The organism is Pseudomonas entomophila (assembly GCF_018417595.1).
GTDB classification, from domain to species: domain Bacteria; phylum Pseudomonadota; class Gammaproteobacteria; order Pseudomonadales; family Pseudomonadaceae; genus Aquipseudomonas; species Aquipseudomonas entomophila_C.
Genome location: NZ_CP070982.1, coordinates 177,639 through 192,842 on the forward strand (window position 1 = coordinate 177,639; position 15,204 = coordinate 192,842).

Consider the following 15,204-nt stretch of genomic DNA (forward strand, 5'->3'; position numbering starts at 1 on the left):
TCCTCGGTTCCCTTTATGTCCCTTGACGCACTGCACCTGAAGATCAGCAGCGGCATGGTCGTGGCCGCCCGGCATTGGCGTCGCCTGTGCCAGGGTGCGCTGACCGGCTATGGCATTTCCGAAGCCTGTGCCGTGCCGTTGCTGATGATCGTGCGCCTGGGCGACGGCGTGCACCAGGTGGCGGTGGCCCAGGCCGCCGGGTTGGAGAGCCCGTCGCTGGTGCGCCTGCTCGACCAGTTGTGCAAGGCGGGCCTGGTGTGCCGCAGCGAAGACCCGCTGGACCGCCGCGCCAAGGCCCTGAGCCTCACCGCCGAGGGCCGCGCCCTGGCCGAGTCCATCGAGGGTGAATTGGTGCGCCTGCGTCGCGAAGTGCTGCACGGCATCGACCAGGCCGACCTGGAAGCCACCCTGCGGGTGATCCAGGCCTTCGAAGCGGCGGGCGCGCTGCCATGAACGGTTTCTTCAGCTCGGTGCCCCCGGCCCGCGACTGGTTCTATGGTGTGCGCACCTTCGCCGCCTCGACGATCGCCCTGTACATCGCCCTGCTGATGCAGTTGCCGCGCCCGTACTGGGCGATGGCTACGGTGTACATCGTCTCCAGCCCGTTCCTCGGGCCGACCACCTCCAAGGCACTGTACCGCGCCCTCGGCACGCTGCTGGGCACCGGTGGGGCGATCTTCCTGGTGCCGCCGCTGGTGCAGTCGCCCCTGCTGCTGAGCATCGCCATCGCCCTGTGGACCGGCACCCTGCTGTTCCTCTCGCTGAACTTGCGCACGGCCAACAACTACGTGCTGATGCTGGCCGGCTACACCCTGCCGATGATTGCCCTGGCCGTGGTCGACAACCCGCTGGCGGTGTTCGACGTGGCCTCGTCCCGCGCCCAGGAGATCTGCCTGGGCATCGTCTGCGCGGCGGTGGTCGGCGCGGTCTTCTGGCCCCGGCGCCTGGCGCCCGTGGTGGTCGGCGCCACCGGCAGCTGGTTCAACGAGGCGATCCGCTACAGCGACACCTACCTCGCCCGCGAGGCCAGCGCCGACAAGCTCGGCGGCATGCGCGGCGCGATGGTCGCCACCTTCAACTCGCTGGAGATGATGATCGGCCAGCTCGGCCATGAAGGCGCCGGCCCGCACACCCTGAAGAACGCCCGCGAGTTGCGCGGCCGCATGATCCACCTGTTGCCGGTAATGGACGCGCTCGACGATGCCCTGGTCGCCCTCGAAGGTCGAGCCCCCGTCCAGTTCGCCCAGTTGCAACCGGTGCTGGAAAGCGCCCGCGAATGGCTCAAGGGCACCGCCGACAGCGCCTCGGTGGCACGCTGGACAGCCCTGCACGAGCAGATCGACCGCCTGCAACCTGGCGCCGCGGCCATCGACCAGCGCGCCGAGTTGCTGCTGTCCAACGCCCTCTACCGGCTGACCGAGTGGGCCGACCTCTGGCAGGACTGCTGCACCCTGCAGCACGCCCTGCGCACGGATGACGCCAAGCCCTGGCGCGCGGTGTACCGCCACTGGCGCCTGGGCCGCCTGACACCGTTCTTCGACCGCGGCCTGATGCTCTACTCGGTGTTCTCCACGGTCACCGCCATCGTCGTCGCCTGCGGCCTGTGGATCGGCCTGGGCTGGAACGACGGCGCCAGCGCGGTGATCCTCGCCGCCGTGTCGTGCAGCTTCTTCGCTGCGATGGACGACCCGGCACCGCAGATCTACCGGTTCTTCTTCTGGACGTTGATGTCGGTGATCTTCTCCAGCCTGTACCTGTTCCTGGTGCTGCCCAACCTGCACGACTTCGCCATGCTGGTGCTGGCCTTCGCCGTGCCCTTCATCTGCGTCGGTACCCTGACCGTGCAACCGCGTTTCTACCTGGGCACCTTGCTGACCATCGTCAACACCTCGACCTTCATCAGCATCCAGGGCGCCTACGACGCCGACTTCTTCACCTTCATCAACGCCAACCTGGCCGGCCCCGTGGGGTTGCTGTTCGCCTTCATCTGGACCCTGGTCGTGCGCCCGTTCGGCGTGGAGCTGGCGGCCAAGCGCATGACCCGCTTCGCCTGGCGCGACATCGTCGAGATGACCGAGCCGGCAACATTGGCTGAGCACCGCCAGGTGGGTGTGCAGATGCTCGACCGCCTGATGCAGCACCTGCCGCGCCTGTCGCAGACCGGCCAGGACAGCGGCGTGGCCCTGCGCGACCTGCGCGTGGGCCTGAACCTGCTCGACCTGCTGGCCTACATGCCCCGTGCCGGCAACCAGGCCCGCGAGCGCCTGCGTACCGTGGTCGAGGAAGTCGGCGGCCACTACGCCGCCTGCCTGCGCGCCAACCAGCGGCTGCACGCCCCGGCGGCGCTGCTGCGCAACATGGAGCGCGCGCGCCTGGCACTGAACCTGGACGAACTGTACGAACGCGGCGATGCCCGCACTCACCTGCTGCATGCCCTGGCTGGCCTGCGCCTGGCGCTGCTGCCGGGGGTCGAGGTGATGCTCGAGCCTGCCGAACAAACGCAACTGCCCCCCGGCCTCGATGGAGCGCCTCTGTGATCGGTGAACTGGATATCAGTGGGGTGTTCCTGCCCACGCTGCTGGTGATGATGTTTGGCACCTACCTGTTGTACCTGGGTGTGCACGCGGTGCTGGTGCGCCTGCATTTCTACCGCCTGGTCTGGCACCGGGCGTTGTTCAACGTTGCCCTGTATGCCGTGCTGCTTGGCGCGGTGGACCACTTTTGCCGAAGCCTGATGCTGCCATGAAAAAACCTTTGCTGACCCTGGGCCGCGTGGTCCTGACCTTGCTGGTAGTGACTTTCGCCGCCGTGCTCGTGTGGCAGATGGTCGTGTACTACATGTTCGCGCCGTGGACCCGCGACGGGCATATCCGCGCCGACGTGATCCAGATCGCCCCGGATGTCTCCGGGCTGCTCCAGAAGGTCGAGGTGCGCGACAACCAGACCGTCAAGCGCGGCGACGTGCTGTTCACCATCGACCAGGACCGCTTCACCCTGGCCCTGCGCCAGGCCAAGGCGACCCTCGCCGAGCGCCAGGAAACCCTGGCCCAGGCTTCGCGCGAGGCCCAGCGCAACCGCAAGCTGGGCAACCTGGTGGCAGCCGAGCAACTGGAAGAGAGCCAGTCCCGCGAGGCCCGCGCGCGCTCGGCGGTCAACGAAGCCCAGGTACAAGTCGATGTCGCCCAGCTCAACCTCGACCGCTCGGTGGTGCGCAGCCCTGTGGACGGCTACCTCAACGACCGCGCCCCGCGCGCCCACGAGTTCGTCAGCGCCGGGCACCCGGTGCTGTCGGTGGTCGACAGCGCTTCCTACCACGTCGATGGCTACTTCGAAGAAACCAAGCTGGGTGGCATCCACATCGGCGACGCCGTGGAGATCCGCGTGATGGGTGACAACACCCGCCTGCGCGGCCGCGTGCAGAGCCTGGCCGCCGGCATCGAGGACCGCGACCGCAGCAGCGGCGCCAACCTGCTGCCCAACGTCAACCCAGCGTTCAGCTGGGTACGCCTGGCCCAGCGGATCCCGGTGCGCATTGCCTTCGACGAAGTGCCGGAAGACTTCCGCATGATTGCCGGACGCACCGCCACGGTGTCGATCATCGAGGACAAGCGCCCATGAAACACCTGATCCTGGCCGGGCTCAGCCTGTCCTTGGGCGCCTGCATGATGGTCGGCCCGAACTACGAGGTGCCCAAGGACGCTGCCGTGCAACGCGCCGACCTCAACGGCCCGCTGCGCCAGGACGCCGACAGCGTGGTGTCGGCACCGGTGGCCGAGGACTGGTGGCAGCTCTACCAGGATCCACGACTCGACGCGTTGGTGCGTCAGGCACTGAGCGCCAACACCGAACTGCGCGTGGCCGCCGCCAATATCGCCAAGGCCCGTGCCCAGGTCGAAGTGGCCGAATCCCAGGGCGGCTTCAACGGCGGTATCAAGGCGGGCGCCCAGCGCCTGCAGGAGTCCGGCGAAGCCTTCCTGCTGCCGGAGAAGGTGCCGGTGGCCAACATCGGCGAGGCGATCATCAGCGCCAGCTACCAGTTCGACCTGTGGGGCACCTTCAAGCGCGGCACCGAGGCTGCGAAGGCCAACGCCGACGCGGTACAGGCGGCTGCCGACACCGCGCGCATCACCCTGGTGGCCGATGTGGTCAAGGCTTACACCCAGGTGTGCTCGGCCAACGAGGAATACCACATCGCCCGCGAGTCGCTGGACCTGCAGGAGCAGAGCGTGCAACTGACTCGGCGCCTGCGTGATGCCGGCCGCGGCGACGAGACCCAGGTCACCCGTTCGCAGACGCAGTTCAAGTCGCTGCGTGCCGAGCTGCCGCGTTTCAAGGCCGAGCGTGAGGCCGGCCTGTACACATTGGCTGCATTGCTGGCCAAACCTGTCGAGCAACTGCCTGCGGGCACCGCCGATTGCGCCGAGCTGCCGCAGCTGGCGCAACTGATCCCGGTGGGTGATGGCGCCGCGCTGCTCAAGCGCCGCCCCGACGTGCGTCAGGCCGAGCGCCAGCTGGCGGCGGCGACCGCCTACATCGGCGTGGCCACAGGCGCGTTGTACCCGGACATCAGCATCGGTGCCCAGGTGGGTACCATCGGCCTGCTGAAGAACCTCGGCGAGCCTTCGACCAACCGTTGGGGCTTCGGCCCGCAGATCAGCTGGAACATCCCCACCAACGGCACCCGCGCGCGCATTCGCGAGGCAGAGGCTTCCACCCAGGCGGCATTGGCGCACTTCGACGGCGTGGTACTCAATGCCATTCGCGAAACCCAGACCCGCCTGGCCCAGTACAGCGCCTTGCTCGACCGCCGCGATGCCCTGGCCGACGCCGAGCGCTCGGCCAGGGAATCGGCGGACCAGACGCACCTGCGTTACCAGGTAGGGCGTGAGTCGTTCCTCGCCGACTTGCAGGCAACCCGCACCTACACCGATGTGCGGGCACAGTTGGCGGCGGCGAACAGCCAGGTGGCGATGGGGCAGATAGGCGTGTTCCTGGCCTTGGGCGGGGGCTGGAAAGGCGCGGCCCGGCAATAGCGAAGTACTTATCCACAGGCTCCAGCGCGGGTTGGAGCCTGCCTTACAGCGCCGCGTCGAAAAATCCTCTTGCTCCATAGGAATGTTCCTACTTGCATTAGAAGCGTTTCCTTGCCAATCAGCGACTTGTCCGCGCCGTAGCGCCTTGATACAAAGCGCTCCTTTCCTCTACCGTTTCCAACCACTTTCCCCACATCGCGGACATTCATCACCCATGTCGCTGGCCTGCCTGCGCAGCTTTTTCCTTCCCGCCCTGCTGGCCTCGATGGCTGTGCTGGTGGCGTCGTTCCACCTGGAGTCGGTCGTCGGCCTTGTGCCTTGCGCGCTGTGTTTCAGCCAGCGCCTGATGCTGGGGGGGTACGCGCTGGTATGCCTGGCCGCGCTCGTGCATTCACCCGCTGCTCGAGGGCGACGTGCCTATGCAGGTTTGGCGCTGGCGAGCGCGTTCGGCGGCGCGCTGCTGGCAGGCCGGCATGTCTGGTTGCAGGGCGACCCTCAGGTGGTCGACGGGTGTCACCTGCCGGTCGAGCAGATCCTGCAGCGCCCGCTGGACGAAATCCTGCAGATGTTCCTGCTGGGCAGCCCGGATTGTGTCTCCATCAGCTGGAGTTTCCTCGACCTGACCTTGCCCGAATGGAGCTTGCTGGCGTTCTTGCTGCTGGCCGCGATGCCCCTGTCCTGGCTGGTGGCGTATCGTTTCCGCAAACGCGCGATGGCTTGATCCAGAGCAATGCCCTGGGCATTGCTCGACCAGCGGCAGGTGGGAACGGGATTAAACGCTTGTATGAACTTTGTCCACTGCGTACCTTGAAGGGCAGGTCGCGCGGGAATAATCTCGCAGCACGCATACCCAAAACACACCTGTTCGATGCCGTCCTGCTGATGTCACCTTTGTGCCACGGTGTTGTGTCGCGAGGTGCAGCGGCATCTATCCAGAAGGGAAGAGATCGCCATGCTCGATAGTTGCCAGAACGCCCAGGAACGCTGGGGCGGTGTTCACAAGCTGATCGATCGTTGGCTGGAGGAGCGCCAGGAGCTGGTGCAAGCCTTCCGCACACTGCGCGATGCCAAACCGGCCTTTGCCGACAAGGACAAGAACCGCGATTTCTGCGCGCTACTGGTCGATTATGTCTCGGCATGGCACTTCGAAGTCAGCGAGCAGTTGGTCAGCGAAGCCAAGGCCTTTGGCGATACCAAGGCCCTGGAACTGGCCACGCAGATCAACCCCCGTATCGATGACAGCACCCAGATCGCGCTGGCCTTCAATGACCATTGCGAGAAGGGCGAGTGCACTGACCCCGAGCGCTTTGCGGACAAGCTGGGCAAGCTGGGCGGCCTGTTGCGCGAACGCTTCGAGCTGGAGGACTGCCTCATCGAAGTGCTGCACACCGCGCACAAGGAAGAGGACGCGGTGCAGGCTTGACTCAGTCGGCCACCGCCAGCAGTTCGATCTCGAACACCAACGGGGTGTAGGGCGCGATCAGGTCGCCCGCGCCGTCGGCGCCATAAGCTTGCGCCGACGGTATCACCAGCCGCCATTTCGACCCCGCCTTCATCCTGGGCAGCGCCACCTGCCAGCCTTCGATTACCGAGTCCAGCTTGAACCATTGCGGTTGCTGGCTCTGGTCGAACACCGAGCCGTCAGGCAGTTTCCCCACATAACGCACCTGCACGCTGCCGGTGGCCTTGGGCTGCGCGCCGTTGCCGCTGGCCAGTTCGCTGTAGAGGATGCCCTCCGGCAACTCATGGACGCCGGCGCGTGCGCGCTCGGCGGCCATGAAGCGCTTTTCCGCGCTCAGCAGGGTGTCCACCCGCGCCTGTTCGGCGGCGGCATTGGCCTGCTCTTCATGCTTTTGCAGGATCGCCTCCATCTGTGACTTGGCGATCCGTGGCGGCTGGCCCTGATAGGCCTGGCGCAGGCCTTCGACCAGGGCATCGAGTTGCAGGCCAGGCACTTCCTGGCGCAGGCGCTCACCCAGGCTGGCGCCGAGGCTGTAGGCCAGGTCGCTGTCGTTGCCGGGTGGGGACTCGGGGTTGGCCAGCGCCAGTGGGGCCACCAGGCACAGGCCGAGAATCAGGTAACGAGGCATCGTCGACTCCTGCTGCAAAGAGCGCGAAGTATGCCAGCGTTGTCGAACAAAGATGTGCAATTGTCGGCAAGGAATTAACAGGCAACTACACTTGCTTCCAGCTGCAAGACAACAACTTTGCCCAGGCATGCAACGCGGCGCTACTGATACTGTCAACATGCCCTAGCGGCAGTAGCAGCAGAAGCATAGTATGAGTCGCACTCTCGTCAGCCAGGAGGTAATCCATGTCGGCCAAAAAGAAAGCAGTCAGTACGCCGTTGCACCTGCTCCAGCAACTTTCGGGCAGCCTGCTCGAACATTTGGAAGATGCCTGCTCCCAAGCATTGGCGGATGCCGAGAAGCTGTTGGCCAAGTTGGAAAAACAACGTGGCAAGGCGCAGGAGAAACTGCACAACGCGCGCCTGAAGTTGCAGGACGCGGCCAAGGCTGGCAAAGCCAAGGCACAAGGCAAGGCGCAGAAAGCCGCCGGTGAACTTGAAGCCCTGCTCGATGCGCTCAAGGACCGCCAGGCTCAGACCCGTACTTATATCCAGCAACTCAAGCGTGACGCCCAGGAAAGCCTGAAGTTGGCCCAGGGCGTGGGCAAGGTACGCGAGGCCGCGGCCAAGGCGCTGCACTTGCGCTCCGAAGCACCGAAAGCCGCTGCAAAGCCGGCCGCCAAGCCAGCTGCAACAAAGACCCCGGCCAAGACCGCCACTGCGAAACCTGCAGCCAAGCCTGCCGCCAAACCCGCTGCCGCGAAGGCTCCGGCCAAGGCCGCCGCTGCGAAACCTGCAGCCAAGCCCGCCGCTAAACCTGTCGCTGCTAAGGCTCCGGCCAAGACCGCCGCTGCGAAACCTGCAGCCAAGCCCGCCGCCAAAGCTGTCGCTGCGAAGGCCCCGGCCAAGACCGCCGCTGCGAAACCTGCAGCCAAGCCAGCCGCCAAAGCTGTCGCTGCGAAGGCCCCGGCCAAGCCCGCCGCTGCGAAACCTGCAGCCAAGCCAGCCGCCAAAGCTGTCGCTGCGAAGGCCCCGGCCAAGACCGCCGCTGCGAAACCTGCAGCCAAGCCTGCCGCCAAACCTGCCGCCGCAAAAGCCCCGGCCAAGCCCGCCGCTGCGAAACCCGTAGCCAAGCCAGCCGCTAAACCTGCTGCCGCAAAAGCCCCGGCCAAGCCCGCCACCGTCAAGGCTCCAGCCACGCCAGCCGCCAGCACCACGCCGGCTCCGGTGGCCAGCCCGGCAGCGCCAGCCCCCGCAGCGGCCAGCACCCCGGCTCAGTCGCCTTCCTCGGCCTCCTGACGCCTCCGGGCCACGGCGCGCAGCGTATGCAGCGCGTCGTGACCCCGGGCCTGGTCCGGTGCCAGCCGGGCCAGCCAATCTTCCGTCTCGTTCTGTTCGGCGGGCCACTCGCGGGCCAATGTTTCCAGGCGCTCAAGCAGCGTGCGTTCAGCCTGAAGCTCCAGGTTCTTCACTTGCTCACGCAGCCCGCTCAAGTTCGGGTCGGCCAACGCCTGCTCGCGCCACTGCTGGCGCAGCGTGCGCAGTGGGGTGACCACGTCCCGCTGCCAGGGGCAGGCCAATGCTTGAAGGGCCTGTATTCGTAATTCATTCGGTGCTACCTGGCGTGCCTGCAGCCAGGTGCCGCAGAGCAGCAGGCAGACGTCGCCGCCCAGCGCCTGGAGGGCCAGGCAGGCGCCTTCGACACCTGGCCGTGCGTACAGGGCCAAGGCATGGTTCCACAGGTCGGTGTGCATGGTTTCACTCGCGCCAGTGATCGGGGAAGCTGGTAGACTCCGCGACCATCATGATCAGACTATCGAACCTCACTTTACAGCGTGGTCCACAGCGCCTGCTAGAAGGCGCCGAGATGACCCTGCACACCGGTCACAAGGCCGGCCTGATCGGTGCCAACGGCGCCGGCAAATCCAGCCTGTTCGCGCTGCTGCGCGGTGAGCTGTCGCCCGATGCCGGCGACTGCCTGCTGCCCGGCGACTGGCGCATCGCCCACATGCGCCAGGAGGTCGACACCCTCGACCGTATCGCCGTGGACTATGTGCTTGATGGCGACGCCCGCCTGCGCAAGGTCCAGGCCGACCTGGCCGCCGCCGAGCAGGCCCATGACGGCACCGCCCTGGCACGCCTGCACAGTGAGCTGGACAGCGCCGACGGCTACACCGCCGATGCCCGCGCGCGCAAGCTGCTGGCCGGGCTTGGGTTCACCAACGAGCAGATGGACCGCCGCGTCGGCGACTTCTCCGGTGGCTGGCGGATGCGCCTGAACCTGGCCCAGGCACTGATGTGCCCGTCCGACCTGCTGCTGCTCGACGAGCCCACCAACCACCTGGACCTCGACGCCATCCTCTGGCTCGAGGACTGGCTCAAGGGCTACCCGGGCACGCTGCTGCTGATCTCCCACGACCGCGATTTCCTCGATGCCGTGGTCGACCATGTGCTGCATGTCGAGCAGCGCAAGCTCAATCTCTACAAGGGCGGCTACAGCGCCTTCGAGCGCACCCGCGCCGAACGCCTGGCGCAACAGCAGCAGGCCTACGAGAAGCAGCAGGCGCAGCGCGCGCACATGGAAAAGTACATCGCCCGCTTCAAGGCCCAGGCCACCAAGGCCCGCCAGGCGCAGAGCCGGATCAAGGCCCTGGAGCGCATGGAGGAGCTGTCGGCGGCCCACGTCGACTCGCCGTTCGACTTCGTCTTCCGCGAGTCGGAGAAGATCTCCAGCCCCTTGCTCGACCTCTCCGAAGGCCGTCTGGGCTATGGCGACAAAGCCATCCTCGAGAAGGTCAAGCTGCAGCTGGCGCCGGGTGCGCGCATCGGCCTGCTCGGCCCCAACGGCGCGGGCAAGTCGACCCTGATCAAGAACCTGGCCGGTGAGCTGCAGCCGTTGTCCGGCCGCCTGGTGCGGGGTGAGAACCTTGCCGTCGGCTACTTCGCCCAGCACCAGCTCGACTCGCTGGACGACAAGGCCAGCCCGTTGCTGCACCTGCAGCGCATCGCCCCCGGCGAGCGTGAGCAGACCCTGCGCGACTTCCTCGGTGGTTTCGACTTCCACGGCAACCGCGTCGACGAGCCGGTGGTCAATTTCTCCGGTGGCGAGAAGGCCCGCCTGGCCCTGGCGTTGATCGCCTGGGAGCGGCCAAACCTGTTGCTGCTCGACGAACCGACCAACCACCTGGACCTGGAGATGCGCCTGGCGCTGACCATGGCCCTGCAAGAGTTCGCCGGCGCCGTGGTGGTGGTATCCCACGACCGTCACCTGCTCAAGAGCACCACCAACGACTTCCTGCTGGTGGCCGATGGCAAGGTCGACACCTTCGACGGCGACCTGGACGATTACAGCCGCTGGCTGGTCGAGTACCGTCAGCGCAACGCGCCGGCCAGCAGCACGCCAGTCAACCCTGACAAGACCGACAAGAAGGCTCAGCGCCAGGCCGCCGCGGCCTTGCGCCAGCAGTTGGCGCCGCACAAGAAGGCGGCCGACAAGCTGGAAACCGAACTCAACCAGGTCCACAAGGCACTGGCCGAGATCGAAGCGGCCCTGGGCGATGGTGGCGTGTACGAGGCCTCGCGCAAGGATGAACTGCGCGACCTGCTGGCCCGCCAGACCAAGTTCAAGCAGCGCGAAGGCGAGCTTGAAGAGGCCTGGATGGAAGCCCTGGAAACGCTGGAAAGCATGCAGGCCGAGCTCGAGGCGCTGGGCTGATGGAGCAACTGCGTTCGCTGCTGCCAGGGCAATGGATGGACACGTTCTGGTTGGGGCTGCAGATCCTGCTGATCCTGATCGCCGCGTTCATCCTGCAGCGCATGGTTGCCCGTGGGCTGAGGAGCCTGGGCGAGCGTTATCCGCTGCCGCACGAGTTGATGGTGCCGGTGCGTGGCGCCCTGCGCTGGCTGATCATGGGCAGCGCGCTGCTGTTCGTGCTGGAGCGCATGGGGGTGTCGGCCACGGTATTGTGGACGGCGCTCTCCGGTTTCGTCGCGGTGGCGGCGGTGGCCTTCTTCGCCATCTGGAGCGTGCTGTCCAATCTGCTGTGCGCGGTGCTGATCTTCACCGTCGGGCCGTTTCGCATCGGTGATGTGGTCGAGCTGGTCGATACCCTCGACAAACCAGGGGTCAAAGGCCGGGTGATCGCCATCAACCTGCTGTACACAACGCTGATGGAGACGCCCGAGGCGGGTGGGGCGCTGGTACAGGTGCCCAACAGCCAGTTCTTCCAGAAGGCGGTTCGGCGTTGGCGGGGGGCTGAAGTGCCTGCTCCAGGCAAGGACCCGGCCATCGGGGCCGATTAACGCCGCTCCTACAAGGAACGCACAAGGTTGGCACGGTCGGAGTGGGAGCGGGTTTACCCGCGAAGAGGCCCTCACCGACACTGCAAAAACCACTGGTTATTTTTTCGCCAGCACCGTAGCTTAACGTTTTGCAATAAATGTTCGAGCGAGGTGTGCGATGTCGATGGAAACGTGGTTGGCCTTCTTTGCCGCGTGCTGGGTGATCAGCCTGTCGCCGGGCGCCGGGGCGATTGCCTCGATGTCCAGTGGCCTGCAGTATGGCTTCTGGCGTGGCTACTGGAATGCCCTGGGCCTGCAACTGGGCCTGATCGTGCAGATTGCCATCATCGCCGCCGGTGTTGGCGCCATCCTCGCCGCTTCGGCCACCGCCTTCCAGATCATCAAGTGGTTCGGTGTCGTCTACCTGGTCTACCTCGCCTACAAGCAATGGAAAGCCTTGCCGATGGACATGAGCGACGAGTCCGGCGTGCGTCCGATCGGCAAGCCGCTGAGCCTGGTGTTCCGAGGTTTCCTGGTCAACGTCAGCAACCCCAAGGCGCTGGTGTTCATGCTCGCGGTGCTGCCGCAGTTCATCAACCCCCATGAAGCGCTGCTGCCACAGTATGTGGCGATCACCGTGACCATGATCAGCGTCGACATGCTGGTGATGGCGGGCTACACCGGGCTGGCGTCGCGGGTGCTGCGCCTGTTGCGCACCCCTAAACAGCAGAAGCGCCTGAACCGCACCTTTGCCGGGCTGTTCATCGGCGCGGCGACGTTCCTCGCTACCCTGCGCCGGGCGCCGATCTGATTGATTGTGCCGGTCCATTCGCGGGCAAGCCCGCGAATGCCGCACCGCTATTTCTGCTTATCCATCAACCCCTTGAGCAGATCCACCGGCAACGGAAAGACGATGGTCGAGCTCTTGTCCCCGGCAATCGCACCCAGCGTCTGCATGTAGCGCAGTTGCATCGCCCCAGGCTCCTTGCCCAGCATCTGCGCCGCCTGCATCAGTTTTTCCGATGCCTGCAGCTCGCCTTCGGCATGGATCACCTTGGCCCGCCGTTCGCGCTCGGCCTCGGCCTGGCGGGCGATGGCGCGGACCATCGACTCGTTGAGGTCGACGTGCTTGATCTCGACATTGGCCACCTTGATGCCCCAGGCGTCGGTCTGTGCGTCGAGCACGGCGCGGATGTCGGCGTTGAGCTGCTCGCGCTCGGCCAGCAGCTCGTCGAGCTCGTGCTTGCCAAGCACCGCGCGCAGGGTGGTCTGGGCCAGCTGGCTGGTGGCGCTGAGAAAATCCTCGACCTGGATGATCGCCTTCTGCGGGTCGAGCACGCGGAAGTACACCACGGCGTTGACCTTCACCGAGACGTTGTCGCGGGTGATCACGTCCTGGGGCGGCACGTCGAGTACCACGGTGCGCAGGTCAACCCGCACCATCTGCTGGATCCCCGGGATCAGGATGATCAACCCCGGGCCCTTGACCTGCCAGAAGCGCCCGAGCTGGAACACCACCCCGCGCTCGTACTCGCGCAGGATGCGCAAGGCCGACAGCAGCAACAGGGCCAGCAGCACCAGCAGGGTGCCGAAACCGAACTGCATGAACATCTTCACTCTCCTTGCGCCGTGGGCGCGGTGGCGCTGACCTCGAGCGTCAAGCCGTTACGGGCGATGACCCTGACGTGCTGGCCGGGTTGCAAGGGGGTCGCGCACTGCGCCTGCCACTGTTCGCCCTGGGCCTGTACCGAGCCGAGGAACGGGTTGTCCTGGTGTACCACGGTCACGGTGACCAGGCTGCCCACCAGCCCGGCGTCGCCGCTGACCAGCGCCCGCCGCCGCGCCCTGAGCGCCATGCCCAGCACGCCACCGAGCAGCAGTGCCGAGACCACGGCGAGGCTGATGATCAGCGCCAGGGGAATGCCGAAGCCGGGGGCATCGGTGTCCATCAGGATCAGTGCGCCAACCACGAAGGCGACGATGCCGCCGAAGCCGATCACGCCGAAGCTGGGCAGGAAAGCTTCGGCAATCATGAAAGCGATCCCCAACAGGATCAGCGCCACGCCGGCATGGCTGACCGGCAACAGTTGCAGGGCGTACAACGCCAGCAACAGACTGATGCCGCCGACCACGCCTCCCGCGCCGGTGCCAGGGTTCATGAACTCGAACAACAAGCCGTACACGCCGATCATGATCAGGATCAGCGCCACGCTGGGGTTGGTGATCACTGCCAGCAGGCGTGTGCGCCAGTCGGGCAGGTGCTCCACCACGGCAGCGTCGGCGGTGCGCAGTTGCACGGGCTGGCCGGCGACCTGCACGGTGCGGCCATCGAGCTGGCGCAGCAGTTCAGGCAGGTCGCTGGCGACCAGGTCGATCACCTTCAGGCGCAGGGCTTCGCTGGCCGAAAGACTCACGGCCTCGCGCACCGCCTTTTCCGCCCAGTCGGCGTTGCGCCCGCGCAACTCGGCCAAGCCCCGGATATAGGCGGCGGCATCGTTGACCTGCTTGCGGGCAAGGGTGTCGTCCTCCTTGTTGGCGGGCGGTTTGTCGCCCATGCCGGGCGCGCCGATCTGCACCGGTGTCGCCGCGCCCAGGTTGGTACCAGGTGCCATTGCCGCCACATGGCTGGCATAGAGGATGTAGGTGCCGGCGCTGGCCGCCCGGGCGCCGCCGGGAGCGACGAAGGTGACCACCGGCACGGGGCTGGCGAGGATGGCCTTGATGATCTGGCGCATGGCGCTGTCCAGGCCGCCGGGGGTGTCCAGACGGACCACCACCAGTTGCGTACCCTGCGCCTGTGCTTGTTCAAGGCCGCGCAGCAGGTAGTCGGCGCTGGCCGGGCCGATGGCGTCGTCAACGCTCAGCAGCCAGACATCCGTGCCCGGCGCGGCCTGGCCGCCTGGGGCGAGGCCAAGCAACAGTGACAGCAGCAACACGCGCCAGCAGTGAGCGATCACCTGTCGTCACCTCGTGCGGACCTGTTCCTGAAGTTTAGTCGTGCCCGACCGACCACGGCCTAAACTTGAGGGTGGGGGCTAAACCGGAGGTGCATCATGCGAATGGCCAAGACCCTTCAGCAGCGCCTGGACCAGGCCAACTGCGACTACGACATCGTTCCCCATCCACATTCGGCCACCAGCCTGGAGTCGGCGCGCACGGCCGGCGTGCCCGCCGAGCGGGTCGCCAAGTCGGTGATGCTCGACGACCGCCATGGCAACTACATCATGGCCGTGCTGCCGGCCAACCGGCACCTGGACATGACCGAGGTGCGCATGACCGGCGCCTGGCAGCTGACCCGCGAGAGCGCGTTGCCCAGCCTGTTCGGCGATTGCGAGCGTGGCGCGATCCCGGCGCTTGGGGATGCCTACAACATCCCGATGCTGCTCGATCGCACGCTGACCCGCCAGGGTGATGTCTATCTCGAGGCGGGTGACCACGATCATCTGATCCACATGAGCATGGAGCAATACTTGAAACTGGTGCCGCACGCCGAAGTGCGCGAATTGAGCTGATGCTCGCAACCACCGCCGGGCTGGCGTCGTGGACGACCGGCCCGGCCGAAGGAGTGAACCATGGAAGCGCCGATCCACAAGTTTTCCGAACTGTTCAAGCAGCTGGGGCTGCCGGACGATCCGCTGGGCATCGACCAGTTCATCACCAGCCATTCGCCGCTCAAGGGCGATGTGAAACTGGTGGATGCGCCTTTCTGGACCGATGGCCAGCGGGCGTTTCTGAGGCAAAGCATTGATGACGATGCCGATTGGGCGGAGCTGTTCGATCAGCTCAACGAAGCCTTGCGTCGCCCACGAAAATAAAGCGCCG

Annotated in this window: 17 protein-coding genes; 13 read left to right on the top strand and 4 right to left on the bottom strand. The window is 66.0% G+C overall.

Features of this window, described 5'->3' with window-relative positions; all coding sequences use genetic code 11:
• Positions 1–15: 15 nt before the first annotated feature.
• From JYG34_RS00725 to rsd, 7 genes are all read left to right on the top strand, one after another.
• On the top strand, positions 16–453 hold the full coding sequence (locus JYG34_RS00725; RefSeq protein WP_011531588.1) for a MarR family winged helix-turn-helix transcriptional regulator: 438 nt from the start codon (positions 16–18) through the stop codon (positions 451–453).
• Positions 450–2,537, top strand: a complete 2,088-nt coding sequence (locus JYG34_RS00730) for an FUSC family protein (RefSeq protein ID WP_213659090.1) — start codon at positions 450–452, stop codon at positions 2,535–2,537. Before JYG34_RS00725 ends, JYG34_RS00730 begins: the two co-directional genes overlap by 4 nt.
• Positions 2,534–2,746, top strand: a complete 213-nt coding sequence (locus JYG34_RS00735) for a DUF1656 domain-containing protein (protein WP_011531590.1) — start codon at positions 2,534–2,536, stop codon at positions 2,744–2,746. Before JYG34_RS00730 ends, JYG34_RS00735 begins: the two co-directional genes overlap by 4 nt.
• Entirely contained in the window at positions 2,743–3,618 is an 876-nt protein-coding gene (locus tag JYG34_RS00740; protein ID WP_213659091.1) for an efflux RND transporter periplasmic adaptor subunit, read from the top strand. The genes JYG34_RS00735 and JYG34_RS00740 overlap by 4 nt, the downstream gene beginning before the upstream one ends.
• Entirely contained in the window at positions 3,615–5,033 is a 1,419-nt protein-coding gene (locus JYG34_RS00745) for an efflux transporter outer membrane subunit (protein ID WP_213659092.1), read from the top strand. Before JYG34_RS00740 ends, JYG34_RS00745 begins: the two co-directional genes overlap by 4 nt.
• Before the next feature lie 214 nt (positions 5,034–5,247).
• On the top strand, positions 5,248–5,754 hold the full coding sequence (locus JYG34_RS00750; protein ID WP_213659093.1) for a disulfide bond formation protein B: 507 nt from the start codon (positions 5,248–5,250) through the stop codon (positions 5,752–5,754).
• Between the two features lie 231 nt (positions 5,755–5,985).
• Positions 5,986–6,456: a sigma D regulator gene (gene rsd / locus JYG34_RS00755; protein WP_213659094.1), complete on the top strand. Its 471-nt coding sequence runs from the start codon at positions 5,986–5,988 to the stop codon at positions 6,454–6,456.
• A gap of 1 nt (position 6,457) precedes the next feature.
• Here the strand turns inward: rsd and JYG34_RS00760 are convergent, their stop codons facing one another.
• Complete coding sequence (locus JYG34_RS00760; RefSeq protein WP_213659095.1) at positions 6,458–7,123, bottom strand: FKBP-type peptidyl-prolyl cis-trans isomerase; 666 nt, start codon at positions 7,121–7,123, stop codon at positions 6,458–6,460.
• 224 nt (positions 7,124–7,347) lie between these two features.
• Between JYG34_RS00760 and JYG34_RS00765 the strand changes: the two genes are divergently transcribed.
• Positions 7,348–8,400, top strand: coding sequence for an AlgP family protein (locus JYG34_RS00765; RefSeq protein WP_213659096.1), 1,053 nt, complete (start codon positions 7,348–7,350; stop codon positions 8,398–8,400).
• On the opposite strand, the gene JYG34_RS00770 is transcribed toward JYG34_RS00765, so the two are convergent.
• The gene (locus JYG34_RS00770; RefSeq protein WP_213659097.1) at positions 8,376–8,855 is read right to left on the bottom strand and encodes a TIGR02444 family protein; all 480 of its coding nucleotides are present in this window, start codon (positions 8,853–8,855) and stop codon (positions 8,376–8,378) included. The two genes, JYG34_RS00765 and JYG34_RS00770, sit on opposite strands and share 25 nt — an antisense overlap.
• Positions 8,856–8,905: 50 nt before the next feature.
• Here JYG34_RS00770 and JYG34_RS00775 point away from each other — a divergent pair, with 50 nt between their 5' ends.
• The 3 genes from JYG34_RS00775 (at position 8,906) to JYG34_RS00785 (ending at position 12,193) form a co-directional block, all read left to right on the top strand.
• Positions 8,906–10,816, top strand: a complete 1,911-nt coding sequence (locus tag JYG34_RS00775; RefSeq protein WP_213659098.1) for an ATP-binding cassette domain-containing protein — start codon at positions 8,906–8,908, stop codon at positions 10,814–10,816.
• A complete protein-coding gene (locus JYG34_RS00780) occupies positions 10,816–11,403 on the top strand; it encodes a mechanosensitive ion channel family protein (protein ID WP_213659099.1) in 588 nt (195 codons plus the stop codon). Before JYG34_RS00775 ends, JYG34_RS00780 begins: the two co-directional genes overlap by 1 nt.
• Positions 11,404–11,560: 157 nt before the next feature.
• A complete protein-coding gene (locus JYG34_RS00785; RefSeq protein ID WP_011531600.1) occupies positions 11,561–12,193 on the top strand; it encodes a LysE family transporter in 633 nt (210 codons plus the stop codon).
• Between the two features lie 47 nt (positions 12,194–12,240).
• Here JYG34_RS00785 and JYG34_RS00790 read toward each other — a convergent pair whose 3' ends face one another.
• A complete protein-coding gene (locus JYG34_RS00790; RefSeq protein ID WP_213659100.1) occupies positions 12,241–12,993 on the bottom strand; it encodes a slipin family protein in 753 nt (250 codons plus the stop codon).
• 2 nt (positions 12,994–12,995) lie between these two features.
• The gene (locus tag JYG34_RS00795) at positions 12,996–14,339 is read right to left on the bottom strand and encodes an NfeD family protein (RefSeq protein ID WP_213659101.1); all 1,344 of its coding nucleotides are present in this window, start codon (positions 14,337–14,339) and stop codon (positions 12,996–12,998) included.
• A 96-nt stretch (positions 14,340–14,435) separates the two neighbouring features.
• Between JYG34_RS00795 and JYG34_RS00800 the strand changes: the two genes are divergently transcribed.
• Positions 14,436–14,894, top strand: a complete 459-nt coding sequence (locus tag JYG34_RS00800) for an aminoacyl-tRNA deacylase (protein ID WP_213659102.1) — start codon at positions 14,436–14,438, stop codon at positions 14,892–14,894.
• 60 nt (positions 14,895–14,954) lie between these two features.
• Complete coding sequence (locus JYG34_RS00805) at positions 14,955–15,197, top strand: DUF2789 domain-containing protein (RefSeq protein ID WP_213659103.1); 243 nt, start codon at positions 14,955–14,957, stop codon at positions 15,195–15,197.
• Positions 15,198–15,204 lie beyond the last annotated feature (7 nt).

Coding starts and splice junctions, on each gene's coding strand:
- rsd (WP_213659094.1), top strand. CDS start 5,986: ATGCTCGATAGTTGCCAGAACGCCCAGGAACGCTGGGGCGGTGTTCAC.
- JYG34_RS00730 (WP_213659090.1), top strand. CDS start 450: ATGAACGGTTTCTTCAGCTCGGTGCCCCCGGCCCGCGACTGGTTCTAT.
- JYG34_RS00740 (WP_213659091.1), top strand. CDS start 2,743: ATGAAAAAACCTTTGCTGACCCTGGGCCGCGTGGTCCTGACCTTGCTG.
- JYG34_RS00745 (WP_213659092.1), top strand. CDS start 3,615: ATGAAACACCTGATCCTGGCCGGGCTCAGCCTGTCCTTGGGCGCCTGC.
- JYG34_RS00770 (WP_213659097.1), bottom strand. CDS start 8,855: ATGCACACCGACCTGTGGAACCATGCCTTGGCCCTGTACGCACGGCCA.
- JYG34_RS00775 (WP_213659098.1), top strand. CDS start 8,906: ATGATCAGACTATCGAACCTCACTTTACAGCGTGGTCCACAGCGCCTG.
- JYG34_RS00790 (WP_213659100.1), bottom strand. CDS start 12,993: ATGTTCATGCAGTTCGGTTTCGGCACCCTGCTGGTGCTGCTGGCCCTG.
- JYG34_RS00805 (WP_213659103.1), top strand. CDS start 14,955: ATGGAAGCGCCGATCCACAAGTTTTCCGAACTGTTCAAGCAGCTGGGG.
- JYG34_RS00780 (WP_213659099.1), top strand. CDS start 10,816: ATGGAGCAACTGCGTTCGCTGCTGCCAGGGCAATGGATGGACACGTTC.
- JYG34_RS00750 (WP_213659093.1), top strand. CDS start 5,248: ATGTCGCTGGCCTGCCTGCGCAGCTTTTTCCTTCCCGCCCTGCTGGCC.
- JYG34_RS00800 (WP_213659102.1), top strand. CDS start 14,436: ATGCGAATGGCCAAGACCCTTCAGCAGCGCCTGGACCAGGCCAACTGC.
- JYG34_RS00760 (WP_213659095.1), bottom strand. CDS start 7,123: ATGCCTCGTTACCTGATTCTCGGCCTGTGCCTGGTGGCCCCACTGGCG.
- JYG34_RS00785 (WP_011531600.1), top strand. CDS start 11,561: ATGTCGATGGAAACGTGGTTGGCCTTCTTTGCCGCGTGCTGGGTGATC.
- JYG34_RS00765 (WP_213659096.1), top strand. CDS start 7,348: ATGTCGGCCAAAAAGAAAGCAGTCAGTACGCCGTTGCACCTGCTCCAG.
- JYG34_RS00725 (WP_011531588.1), top strand. CDS start 16: ATGTCCCTTGACGCACTGCACCTGAAGATCAGCAGCGGCATGGTCGTG.